The sequence below is a fragment of the Bacillus sp. FSL L8-0167 genome, from assembly GCF_038630295.1.
Taxonomy (GTDB): domain Bacteria; phylum Bacillota; class Bacilli; order Bacillales; family Bacillaceae; genus Bacillus; species Bacillus safensis.
Window position 1 is genome coordinate 268,825 of sequence record NZ_CP152027.1, and the last position, 12,589, is coordinate 281,413.

11 protein-coding genes are annotated in these 12,589 nt (G+C 42.1%); 8 read left to right on the forward strand and 3 right to left on the reverse strand.

Annotation, left to right across the window (positions count from 1 at the left end):
- Positions 1–8: 8 nt before the first annotated feature.
- The 3 genes from MHB66_RS01500 to MHB66_RS01510 all read left to right on the forward strand — a co-directional run bounded on the left by MHB66_RS01500 (position 9) and on the right by MHB66_RS01510 (position 2,976).
- Positions 9–581, forward strand: a complete 573-nt coding sequence (locus MHB66_RS01500; protein ID WP_235362383.1) for a TetR/AcrR family transcriptional regulator — start codon at positions 9–11, stop codon at positions 579–581.
- A gap of 80 nt (positions 582–661) precedes the next feature.
- Positions 662–1,684: a quercetin 2,3-dioxygenase gene (locus MHB66_RS01505; RefSeq protein WP_046313706.1), complete on the forward strand. Its 1,023-nt coding sequence runs from the start codon at positions 662–664 to the stop codon at positions 1,682–1,684.
- Positions 1,685–1,842: 158 nt separating this feature from the next.
- Entirely contained in the window at positions 1,843–2,976 is a 1,134-nt protein-coding gene (locus tag MHB66_RS01510) for a zinc-dependent alcohol dehydrogenase (RefSeq protein ID WP_024424382.1), read from the forward strand.
- Between the two features lie 59 nt (positions 2,977–3,035).
- Here the strand turns inward: MHB66_RS01510 and MHB66_RS01515 are convergent, their stop codons facing one another.
- Positions 3,036–3,473, reverse strand: coding sequence for a MarR family transcriptional regulator (locus MHB66_RS01515; RefSeq protein ID WP_012008812.1), 438 nt, complete (start codon positions 3,471–3,473; stop codon positions 3,036–3,038).
- Between the two features lie 261 nt (positions 3,474–3,734).
- Here MHB66_RS01515 and MHB66_RS01520 point away from each other — a divergent pair, with 261 nt between their 5' ends.
- From MHB66_RS01520 to MHB66_RS01535, 4 genes are all read left to right on the forward strand, one after another.
- Positions 3,735–5,243, forward strand: coding sequence for an AMP-binding protein (locus tag MHB66_RS01520; protein ID WP_046313709.1), 1,509 nt, complete (start codon positions 3,735–3,737; stop codon positions 5,241–5,243).
- A 66-nt stretch (positions 5,244–5,309) separates the two neighbouring features.
- The gene (locus MHB66_RS01525) at positions 5,310–6,692 is read left to right on the forward strand and encodes an amino acid permease (RefSeq protein WP_046313711.1); all 1,383 of its coding nucleotides are present in this window, start codon (positions 5,310–5,312) and stop codon (positions 6,690–6,692) included.
- A 97-nt stretch (positions 6,693–6,789) separates the two neighbouring features.
- The gene (locus tag MHB66_RS01530) at positions 6,790–7,155 is read left to right on the forward strand and encodes a VOC family protein (protein WP_025092526.1); all 366 of its coding nucleotides are present in this window, start codon (positions 6,790–6,792) and stop codon (positions 7,153–7,155) included.
- 307 nt (positions 7,156–7,462) lie between these two features.
- Positions 7,463–8,323, forward strand: a complete 861-nt coding sequence (locus tag MHB66_RS01535; RefSeq protein WP_041116522.1) for an alpha/beta hydrolase — start codon at positions 7,463–7,465, stop codon at positions 8,321–8,323.
- A 39-nt stretch (positions 8,324–8,362) separates the two neighbouring features.
- Here the strand turns inward: MHB66_RS01535 and MHB66_RS01540 are convergent, their stop codons facing one another.
- Together MHB66_RS01540 and MHB66_RS01545 are read right to left on the reverse strand one after the other, a co-directional pair.
- The gene (locus tag MHB66_RS01540; RefSeq protein WP_046313714.1) at positions 8,363–9,790 is read right to left on the reverse strand and encodes an alanine/glycine:cation symporter family protein; all 1,428 of its coding nucleotides are present in this window, start codon (positions 9,788–9,790) and stop codon (positions 8,363–8,365) included.
- 33 nt (positions 9,791–9,823) lie between these two features.
- Positions 9,824–10,804 carry a glutaminase gene (locus MHB66_RS01545; RefSeq protein WP_024427212.1) on the reverse strand — a complete coding sequence of 327 codons (981 nt, stop codon included), beginning with the start codon at positions 10,802–10,804 and terminating at the stop codon, positions 9,824–9,826.
- A 496-nt stretch (positions 10,805–11,300) separates the two neighbouring features.
- On the opposite strand from MHB66_RS01545, the gene MHB66_RS01550 reads away from it, so the two are divergent.
- On the forward strand, positions 11,301–12,587 hold the full coding sequence (locus tag MHB66_RS01550; RefSeq protein ID WP_034283184.1) for a sensor histidine kinase: 1,287 nt from the start codon (positions 11,301–11,303) through the stop codon (positions 12,585–12,587).
- Positions 12,588–12,589 lie beyond the last annotated feature (2 nt).

The window sequence follows — 12,589 nt, forward strand, 5'->3', positions numbered from 1 at the left end:
GGAAAAGAGTGTCACACGTGAGTACGAAGGACAAAATCATTCAAACGGCAGCACTTCTTTTACGTAAACAGGGATACCATGCGACAGGATTGAATCAAATTATCAGAGAGAGCGGCACACCTAAAGGCTCTCTTTATTATTACTTTCCAAATGGAAAAGAAGAGCTGGCTATTGCATCTGTTGAACACATTAGTCAAAAGGTCATTAATCAAATTGAAGAAGGCTTTGCCTATTCGGATGACCTATATATCGCCATCGATCGTTTTATGACAAAGATCATTCGAGGATTTATGGAGAAAGAAAGTGAAAGAGGGATTCCAATTGTCTTGCTGGCGGCAGAGTCCAAGCCTGAAAACGCGCAGCTTCATGCTGCATGCAAACAAGAAATGATCCGCTGGCAGGAGCTTGTAAAAGAAAAGCTAATGAACAGCGGGTATGAAGAAAACAAAGCAGAAGAGCTGGCTTCTCTTCTTCACTCAATGGTCATCGGGGGTTTATCGATGACCACTGCACTCAAACAAACGACCCCTTTAGAACACGTAAAAAGTTACCTTAGACACTTATTTATGCGAGAAGAGTAAAATCTCTCGCATATTGTCTATCTATTATATCAATTGGTCTATATAATATAGATAGTCAATTTGTCATGAGGAGTGATGGGATGTCGGAGCAACCGCAATCGATGAAGCAATCCGAAGGTACCTCTTTTTATACCGTGTCTGGTTCCGGAAAGCTGTATGGGCTGGAGAATCAGCTTGTTCATATGCTGGCAGAAGCAAATCAAACGAATCAGCTGTTTGAGCTTGCCTTAATCACAGGTAGGAAAGGAGCATATTTCCCGCTGCACTGTCATGAGCACTTATTTGAAACCATTTTTGTGCTGGAAGGAAAGCTTGAAGTGATGCTGGACGGTAAAAAATACATGGCCACAGCCTTTGATTATATTCATATCCCGCCCAAAACGATTCATGGCTACAGAATGCATAGTCATAAAACAAGATTTATTTCATATACGCTGGGCGGAAAAATGACAGATGTCTATCAGCAAATTGGAAAGAGGCTTTTTCAGAATGAATGGTCTATGACTCATCATGCTTTCGATGCAGCCAGTTTTCAGCAGGCTGAAAAAGAAAGCGATATCATCCTGATGCATGGAATCAGAGAACTGTCTAATACAACGAGGCCCTCCGTTTTATTTCATAGTCAGCTTCCTCACGAGGTACAGCCTTATGTATTAGAGGCTGGTGAAGGGAAGCAATACATCATTGATGGCCAGATTCATGAGCTGATTGCAACAGTAGAAACAACAGGAGGCGGATTCAGTCATTTTGTGGTTGAAGGAGCGAAGGAGAAATATTTCCCGCCGCATTATCATCAAGTTCATACAGAAGCAATCTATTGTGTTGAAGGGAAGATGAACCTTCATTTGAACGGAGAGGATATTTGCTTGATGCCGGGTGACTTTGCCTATATCCCGCCGGATACGATTCACTCTTATGAATTTGTGTCTCATTCAAATAAAATGTTGGTTTTGCTGCTTCCAGGAGAAATTGAGCAGGTGTATGAACAGTTTGAAGAATCTCCAAGCCCAAGTATATGTCCTTATTTTATTCAAGAAGGGAACTTCATGTTCGATCGGGAGACTTCAACTCAATATGATTTGTTTTTTGTCGAAAAAGATTAACTGTGTAACGCGTTACACAACATCATGAGTCTGTCGAAACAATCGACAGGCTTTTTTTGTTTTTTGCCACCTCCACATAAATTGCTCATTTGATGAATGAACCATTCATTCAAGGTGAAGCTATGTAAAGATGATTTGAGCTAAAGGAGGAAGTGCATGTGAGAGCTGTTACTTATCAAGGGAAAAATAGCATTGCAGTGAAGAAAGTAGATGCACCGTCGATTCAAGATCGGGAAGATGTGATCATACGTATTACATCAACAGCAATTTGTGGATCAGATTTACATTTGTATCAGGGGAATTTCCCGCTTCCAATCGGCTATGTAATTGGGCATGAACCAATGGGGATTGTGGAGGAAGTTGGCCCGGATGTCACAGCCGTAAAAAAGGGAGACCGTGTCGTCATTCCATTTACAGTTGCATGTGGTAAATGCCAATATTGCGATCATCACTTAGAAAGCCAATGTGACAACTCAAACCCGCACTACGATTCGGGTGGGCTTTTTGGCTATAGTGAGAAATATGGGAACTATCCCGGAGGACAGGCAGAGTATTTACGTGTACCTTTTGGCAACTACACCCCGTTTAAGATTCCAGAGGATTGTGAGCTGGAGGATGAACAATTGCTCTTCTTATCAGATGTCCTGCCAACCGCCTATTGGAGCGTAGAGCACGCAGGTGTGAAAAAAGGCGATACGGTCATCGTGCTAGGCTGTGGTCCTGTTGGGTTAATGGCGCAGCAATTTGCTTGGCAAAAAGGGGCAGAACGTGTGATTGCCGTCGATTACATTGATTACCGCCTGCGGCATGCAAAACGAATGAGCGGCGTGGAGGTCTTTGATTTTACAGAAGATCCCGACATGGGAGAAACGTTAAAGGAGCTCACCAAGGGCGGAGCCGATGTTGTGATTGATTGTGTGGGAATGGACGGAAAGAAGTCGCCGCTTGAAAAAATTGAGCAAAAACTCAAGCTGCAAGGCGGAACGATCGGACCCATTCAAATTGCCACAAAAGCCGTTCGCAAATGTGGAACAGTGCAGATGACGGGTGTGTACGGCGGCCTGTACAACATGTTTCCATTAGGCGCTTTTTTCGCAAGAAACGTCACCCTGAAAATGGGCCAAGCCCCGGCGAGAGGATACATGTCAAAGCTCTATCAAAAAGTGACAAGCGGTGAAATTGATCCTAGAGCGATTATTACTCACAAATTGCCATTAGATGAAGCTGCTCATGCGTACCACATCTTCAATGACAAACAGGATGATTGTATAAAGGTCGTTTTAAAGCCATAAAAAAAGAAGACAAAGAGCTTTTAGCCCTTTGTCAAAAATCTAAAGGCTTAGGAGTATTCCTAAGCCTTTAATGTGTGCTCGTCCATCATTTTTTCGATTAATTCAAAAAATGTTTTTTTATCTTCTTCTGAAAGGTGGTTGAACAATTGATTCACAAGCAGCTGACGATTGTCGATCATTTGTTTAGCAATTTGTTCACCCGATTCAGAGAGTTCAATCCACACAGTACGGCGGTCATTATTATTTCGAGAGCGGATGATCAGTCCTTCGTCTTCTAAGTGATTGAGAGCGGTTGTTGTTGCAGAGGGAGATAATGAAACTTCCTGCAGAATATTTTTCACAGTACATGATTGATGGCGGTAGATGATACGTAAAATAAACCCTTTAACATTCGTGACGTTTTTCGGAATATTTTCTTCATCTATTTGTTTCGTCGCTTTTAAATACTTTGTCAGTGCATGGTCTAACAAACTTGCCTCTAGCTCGAAATGTTGCATTCTCCATACCTCTTTTCCTATTGCATTCGCATTTCCGATCAATTACTAGGTCTATCTTATCATAATAATCATCATGATTTAAACCAAAATGGAAGACGGCTATAAAATTACCTATATTATCAATTAATATAAAGAACAATTCCAAAATGAAATGATTTTACTTTCAGCTGTTTTTATTTTAGAATGTGAATGAGATAAAATCTGCCAACCCAATTCGCTGGAAATTGGCTATTGGAAATCAAACGTTTGGAGATGAAGATATTGAATACTTTACAGGCATTACTCAACGACAGAATGGAACGCTCTTCACAAATTGAGGCGGTAACTGGCGGAGGGGTGTCTTATACATTTGAAGAATATGCAAAACGCATCGACCAGCTTGCTCATTACTTACATCAAAAAGGGATTCGAAAAGGTGACCGCGTTTGCTTTATTTGTCAAAACCATCATCACTTTTCAACGATTATGCTGGCAGCCATTAAAGTAGGTGCAGTCGCAGTTCCGCTTAGCTGGCAGCTTACTTCTTTTGAGCTGGAAGGTATTTTGAAAAAAGCAGAGCCAAAGGCTTTATTTTTTGACCGAGAATTCCGTGACATGATTGCTGCGGTGAATGTGTCTTTAGACAACTGTCTCATGGTGGAATCTGGTGTAAATGCGAAAACAACGCAGCTGTTTGAAGACATATTGGCTTCAAATGATGGCAGTGATCTTGCGGAAGAGGTAACAGAAGAGGATCTAGCGATGATCTTATTTACCTCTGGGACAACGGGGAATCCAAAAGGCTGTATGGTCGGACATGGACGAATCTATCAATTTTTAACAAGACGCGGGAATCGAGGATTTGACTTGAAAGGGAAACGGTACTTGGCAAGTCACCCTCTCTATCATATGAGTTCAATTAATCATCTGATCGCCGCTGCCATTGAGGGGTATACGCTAGTTTTCTTACATGATGCAACACCGAAGCGCATTTTAGAAACGATCGAAAAAGAAAGAATAACGTTCATGATGGCTTTCCCATCAGCTTATACGTACATGCTGGAAGAAATGAAACGCGGTTCGTATGACCTTTCATCCTTTGAAATTGCGATTTCTGGCGGTACGAAGGTGCCGGTCCGTTTGATTAAGGACTACAAAGAAGCAGGCATTCAGATGATGCATGGCTACGGAAGCACGGAAGCATGGGTTGTCAGTGCGTGGCATCCTGCGATGGGCGAGGATAAAATGGGCTCTGCTGGTAAAGTGGATCCAGATGTAGAAGTGAAAATCGTTCATCCTGAGACTGAGGAAACACTGCCAGCTGGAGAAATTGGCGAAGTCGTCATGAGAAGCCCATTTTATTTCTTAGGCTATTATCATCAGCCTGATGCTACTGCGAAGGTGCTCAAAGATGGCTGGTTCCATATGGGAGATGCAGGCTATCTAGATAAAGACGGGTTTCTATTTATCACAGGCAGATACAAAGATGTGATTTTATACGGTGGGGATAATATCTATCCTGATCAAGTAGAAGAAGTCATTGAACAAATTCCAGGTGTGATTGAATCAGCTGTCATCGGGGTGCCGGACGAATTGTATGGTGAAGTGCCAAGTGCATATATCGTAAAAGACGAATCCGCCGATTTCTGCGAAGAAGATGTGGTGAACTATTGTCAGGAACGTTTGGCAGATTACAAAGTGCCATCCATTCATTTCATCAGTGAGCTGCCAAAAAACAAGCTTGGTAAAATCATGAAGAAAGATTTACGTGAATTGGTTGTGAATGCTTAGTACCTATTCTGCTATAATGAAATTTGAATGATTTTTTGTTTTTCTAACGTTTTGGAGGGAAAGGGTTTGCGATATATTCTTCGTAAGAAACACATTCACGATTTGTTGGAACAGAGCAGACAGCAAAAGGTAAAGAAAACGCTGGGCGGGCTCGATCTCACGCTTCTTGGTATAGGGGCAGTGATTGGTACAGGGGTTATGGTGTTAACTGGTATTACAGCGGCTAAAGATGCAGGACCGGCTGTCATTTTCTCCTTTGCGATTGCAGCCATTGTGTGCAGTTTGGCAGCACTTTGTTATGCAGAAATGGCTTCAGCGCTTCCTGTATTCGGCAGTGCGTACATTTATTCATATACGACCATGGGCGAGCTTGTAGGCCATTTAATGGGATGGACCTTATTATCTGTCTATATGCTGACTGCTTCAGCTGTTGCCAGCGGCTGGTCGAGTTATTTCAACAGCCTGCTCGAGGGATTTGGAATTTCGATTCCGCATCAATTTTTAGCGGGGCCGGAGCAAGGCGGATATATGAATCTGCCGGCGATTATCATTGCTTTACTGATTGCGTGGATCTTATCTAGAGGAACGAAGGAAAGTAAAAAATTTAATAATATCATGGTGTTTGTGAAACTCGGTATTATTGTTCTTTTCATTGTAGTAGGCGGCTTTTATGTACAGCCATCCAATTGGCAGCCGTTTATGCCGTTTGGCGCAGAAGGTGTCATTGCCGGTGCTGCTGCTGTGTTTTTTGCCTTTTTAGGGTTTGATGCAATTTCTGCTTCAGCAGAAGAGGTGAAAAATCCGCAGCGGAACCTGCCAATTGGGATCATAGGTTCATTACTTATTTGTACGATCATTTACATTGTCGTTTGTTTGGTCATGACAGGCATGGTGCACTATACACAGCTGAATGTCACAGAGGCTATGTCATATGTTCTGCAAAGTGTACATCAAAATAGTGTGGCTGGTATTATTTCGGTTGGTGCGGTCATTGGATTGATGGCTGTGATTTTCGCCAATAATTATGCGGCAACTCGAATTGCCTATGCGATGGGCCGAGACGGACTTTTGCCTAAAGTGTTTTCAAAAACAAACAAAAGTGATACGCCTGTTGCTAGCATATGGATGATTGGCGGAATGACAGCTGTTATTTCAGGCTTTATTGATTTGAAGGATCTGTCCAACTTAGCGAATATCGGTGCGTTATTAACGTTTGCCATGGTCAGTTTATCTGTGCTTATTTTGAGAAAGACACATCAGCAGCTTGAGAGGGGCTTCAGGGTTCCTTTTGTGCCGGTTTTGCCGATTATATCAATGGGCTGCTGCTTGTTCCTTATGCTCAACTTACCAGGCCGGACATGGCTTTACTTTGGGGTTTGGCTGTTAATCGGTGTCGTCATGTATGCAGCGTATTCAAACAAACATAGTGAATTAGCGAAATCTTCATGAGAAAAAGGTGCAAATCCGTTGACGATTTGTGCCTTTTTTCATACGATTTGGGATAAGCTATAAAAGAGATGGACGGAACAAGAGGAGGATGAGGGATATGATAAGTGTTAGTCCTTATATTGTTGTAGAAGATGTGAAAGAATCTCTTCAATATTATCAAGGGATTTTTGGTGGGGATATTCAGATCTTAAATGAACACCAGGACCGTGTCCTGCATGCTGAATTGCATCTTGGGGAATCACTGCTTCATTTTTCAGATACATTTGGACGCACGCCAAAGCCAGAGAATCTCAGATTGATCATGCAGTTCGACAATGAAGAAGAACTAAAGGCTGTCTATGAAGCGCTGGAAGCTGATGGAGATGTACTGGTCGAATTACAGGATACCTTCTTTGGCGCACTTCACGGACAAGTACAGGATCGGAAAAATGGGTTGATCTGGGTTCTGAATTATATGAAATAGACGAAGACCTTCACGAGTGTGAAGTTTCAGCGTGTAGACAAACCCTCGCATTCGGTGTCAGGTCTGCGCTCCGGTGCTCACGAATGTCCAATTCGCTCCGCTCCGGTACTCGCCCTTCCTAGACTGCAAAGGTTTTCTATCACGCTGAAAAGAAGACAAAGGGCTAAAATCAAGATCATTTTAGCCCTTTGTCAACAATCTGTACCTTCACGAGTGTGAAGGTTTTTTTGTGAGTGTTTTTATTTTCTGAAAAATGGAAAATATGCTATGTTGGAAGAATAAGGACAAGGAGAAGGGTGGCAAAGGAATGGAACAAATTGAGTTTCAATCAATCCAAACAAATGGTGTAACACTTCATACAGCAATGGCTGGACCGGAAAATGGCCCGCTGCTTGTGCTGCTCCACGGGTTTCCTGAGTTTTGGTACGGCTGGAAAAATCAAATCATCCCCTTGGCTGAGGCAGGCTATCGTGTTGTTGTTCCTGATCAAAGAGGCTACCATCTAAGTGACAAGCCAGAAGGAGTCGAATCCTACGTATTAGATAAACTGAGAGATGATATTGTGGGTTTGATCAAGACGCTGAGCCCGAACCAAAAGGCGATTGTCGGCGGACATGACTGGGGCGGAGCTGTTGCTTGGCATTTGGCTTCAACCCGTTCTCAATATGTCGAGAAATTAATCATTGTCAATATGCCGCATCCGCGGGTGATGATGAGGGTTCTTCCTTTTTATCCGCCGCAGTGGAAGAAAAGCTCCTATATCGCTTTTTTTCAGCTTCCGAATGTTCCAGAGGCAGCACTTCAAGAAAATCACTTTCAAAAGCTGGATGAAGCCATTGGGCTGACGGCAAGACCACATTTGTTCACGAAGGAAGATGTCTCAAGCTACAAGCTCGCTTGGACGCAGCCAGGCGCCTTGACCTCAATGCTGAATTGGTATCGAGCCATCAAAAAAGGCGGCTTTGAAAAGCCGATTTCCAAACGAATTCTCGTCCCTGTTCGCATGATCTGGGGGATGGAGGACAAATTTTTAAGCAGAAAGCTGGCGAAGGAAACGATCAAGATCTGTCCAAATGGCCAGCTGATCTTTGTCGACGATGCTTCTCATTGGATCAATCATGAGAAACCAGAGGTCGTCAACAAACTTATACTTGAATTTTTGACATAAAGAAAAAAGCTCTGATCAGTTGACCAGAGCTTTTTTGATTTATCCGATTTGATTCTTTTTCAATGTAGCAGGTTCGTCGTCCCAGCATTCAATTTTCTCATTGTTTGGAACGGCATTTTTATAGAAAACAGGATCTTTGCCTTCTTTTTTCTGTCTCGTGTAGTCCTTCAGTGCTGCGAAGGCGACCTTAGACAGCATGGTAATGGCGATGAGGTTGACGATGACCATGAGTCCCATAAATATGTCAGCTAGTCCCCAAACAAGATCAACTTTAGCAATAGAGCCAAACAAAACCATTCCTATAACAGCAACGCGGTATACGTTTAGCCACATTTTATTAGCTCCAAGGAATTCAATGTTCGTTTCCCCATAGTAATAGTTACCGATTAATGTACTGAACGCGAATAGGAAAATCATGATGGCAAGGAAGCCGGAGGCCCATGGTCCAATATGCTGACTAAGAGAAGCCTGCGTTAATTCAATTCCTTGCAGGTTTGTTGTTTTATACGCATCAGAAAACAGAACAAGGAAGGCAGTGCTTGTACAAATAATTAACGTATCTGTTAACACGCCGAATGCTTGGATTAATCCTTGTTTAACAGGGTGGCTGGTGACAGCTGTTGCTGCTGCGTTAGGTGCACTACCCATACCGGCTTCATTTGAGAAAAGACCGCGTTTAATTCCTTGTAATAAGGCACCGCCTAGCGTACCGCCAGCGAACTGTTCAAACCCGAAGGCGTGTTTCACAATCGTGCTGATGACACCAGGAAGTTCCGTGATATTTGTGACAATGACAAAGAACGCAATTCCGATATAAGCTACCGCAAGCACAACGACAATGTATTCAGAAGCCTTTGCGATCGCTTGGATCCCTTTGAAAATGATCGCTGCAAAAATGACAGCCATCACAATACCGACGGTTAAACGGTCTAAACCAAAGGAGTTTTTAAAAGCGACAGTGATCGTATTTGATTGAACCGCATTAAAGACGATTCCAAAAGAAATCGTAATCAGGATCGCAAATAAAATCCCCATCCAGCGCTTGTTTAACCCTTTTTCCATGTAATAAGCAGGTCCACCGCGGAAGCCTGTTTTGTCTTTTACTTTATATACTTGAGCTAGTGTACTTTCAACGAAACTTGAGGCAGATCCAATAATGGCTACGATCCACATCCAAAAAATTGCGCCAGGGCCGCCAATGGCAATAGCGATAGCAATCCCTGTGATATTCCCTGTCCCTACACGTGCTGCCATACTGATGGCAAATGCTTGGAACGGTGATATTCCCTCTTTTTCTTTTCTTCCTTCCTTCAGGACACGCAACATTTCTTTGATCATTCTTACTTGCAGGAAGCGTGTTCTATATGTGAAGTACACCCCAACACCAAGTAACAGAGCAATCACAATATAAGTCCAAATAAAATCATTTGTATGTGTTAAATAAGATAGCAAAGCTTTTTCGTTCATAACATCACCTCTTCGAATTCATCACTGTTCTTTTTAAAAAATACTGAGATCCCACTCTTTGGCGAGCTTTTTCAGCATCATGACACCGGTAATACTATTTCCGCAATCGTCAATGGCGGGACCGTAAATGCCAATTCCACAGCCTGTCTGAAACGGGAACTCTCTTCTTGCGCTTGGCGGAACGCAAGCCATAATGCCTCCAGACACACCACTTTTGGCTGGAACGCCTACGAAAGCAGCAAAATTCCCAGACGCATTATACATGCCGCATGTCAGCATCAATGCCTTTGTTAGTCTGGCGATATCCTTTGGGATGACTTGGACTTGTTTAAAGGGATGGTAGCCATCACTTGATATAATCAGTCCAATCAAGGCGATGTCCTCTGTTGTGACCTCGATGGAACATTGCTTTAAATACACTTCTAACGTGTCCTCGACATCCGATTCTAAATAATTGGTTTCCTTTAAATAATAAGCAAGTGCCCGATTTCGATGTGCAGTTGCCCATTCTGATTGATAAACCTCTTCATTAACAGAAGGACGCTTACCTATTAAGTTTTCGATTAAATCGAAAATATATGCTAGCTTTTCTGTAGAAGTCTTTCCGGGAAGGATGGAGGATACGGTAATAGCTCCAGCATTAATCATTGGATTAAAGGGCTTCCCTGGTTTGTGCATCTCAAGACGGTAGATGGAATTAAATGCATCACCAGTTGGCTCTACATCTACCCGATCCAAGACGTAAGGTACGCCTCTTCCTAAACAGGCAGCTATAAAGCTGATGACTTTTGAGATACTTTGCAGGGTAAAGGGAACGTCCCAATCACCATATCGTACAGATGATCCATCTGGGCCTATCACGCTGATACCAAGTTGAGAGGAATTCACTTTTCCAAGTGCTGGAATGTAGCCAGCATTCTGCCCGTTTGTGTAATACGGACGTATTTCTTCTGCCCATTGATCAACAGAAGACTGGCATGCGTGTTGTGTATTTTTAGAAATTGCTGTTTTCATACGATTCCTCCAATCAAAAATCAAAAAGTACCCTATTGAATTGGCGGATGACAAAAAATGCGATCAAATAGGCACGAAAACATGTTACACATCTTCAAAGAACTTGTCATGCGCTGCTTGCACCACTCCTTTACACCTAAATATATGTACAAATGAAGGCATTGTCGGCGGAAAAACAAAAAGGGTTTTTAGTGAAAATTCAGAAAACGCTTACATATAGTTTCACTAAAATTGTTCATTCAATTTATCTTGGAAACTACACAATCTGACGTAAATCTACAGAAAAACTTACAAATAAAAATCAGTCTGTCGATTATTGTCGTCAATGCTCAAAACACTGAATAGCTGAAAGGTCACCTTGCTGCCCCGGAGAATAGTCATAAAAAAGGGTTTTGAGGATAAAAGGAGCAGTGAAAATTATTTTTTTGTACATTGTGGAGAAAAGAGACTCCTTGTATACTGTGGCTATGCAAACAGGGGAAGGGATGTCAGTCATTTGAGTTTAAATCAGCTTGTCAAAAAGGACGCATTCATTTTAATTTTTATGATGGTCATTGTGCCGCTTGCAGGAGAGCTGAAGTTTTATCCTGTGAATGAGACGTTTCGCATCAGCTTTGGCGCACCTGCGTTTTTCTTTTGCTTATTACTCTTAAGAAAATCTAGACCGCTATTGCCGGGATTTTTAACAGGCGCAGCTATTGTGCTTTTTCGGGTAGGCTTAGATTTGATTCAGCAGAATGCTGATCTAGCTTCTTCATTTTATCAGCAATTCCCAAGCTTCTTTTTCTATTTCACTTATGCTTTCCTGTTTTTTGCTGTCCGTACAGGACGCTTTAAACAGCGCTCTATTTTCATTGGGATCATCGGTTTGATGATCGAATTAGTTGCTGATTTTGTCGAGCTGTTTGTACAATTTTTAGTGTTTGATACAACGATGACCTTATCAAAGCTGAGCGATATGTTCCTCATTGCGTTTGCTCACAGCTTTGTGGTGATCAGTTTTTTTAATATGATGAAGCTGTATGAGGCGCAATCAAGAGAAAAGCAGATCATGAAACAAAATGAGCATATGATGATGGTCATATCGAATTTATACGAAGAAACGGTGCATTTAAAGAAAACGTTAAAACATACAGAGCATATTACACAGGAATCATACCGGCTTTACCGTCTGCTGCATGAACACGAAGCAGGGAAAAAATTGAGTCAGGAGCTGTTAAAGCTTGCAGGAGAAATTCATGAAGTGAAAAAGGATAATCAGCGTATTTATGCTGGGCTTTCAAAGCTGATTTCGAAGGAAAATATGCAAGACTATATGAAGGCGGAAGAGCTCGTTCAAATTGTGATCCGCATTCAAGAGAAGTATGCTCTATCTCTTGGGAAAAACATCTCCTTTACATCTGATATAAAGGGCATTCATCTGCATGATTATCATGTGTTTATTTTCTTATCGCTGATTAATAATTTAATGGCCAATGCAGTCGAAGCAATAAAAGATACCGGGATGATCTCACTCGAATTGAAAGGAAGTCATGATAAAATAGAGATTCGGATTGAAGATGATGGACCAGGGATTCCTAAAAAAATGAGAGAGATTGTGTTTGATCCAGGGTATACCTCCAAATTTGATGCATTTGGAACACCGTCTACTGGGATTGGCTTATCCTATGTGAGAGAGCTGGTACAAGAGCTTGGCGGTCATATTCAAATCGAACCAAAAGAAACAAAAGGTACAGCATTTCTGCTTGTCCTTCCTATACAAAATTTAATACAGAGAGGGTGAGT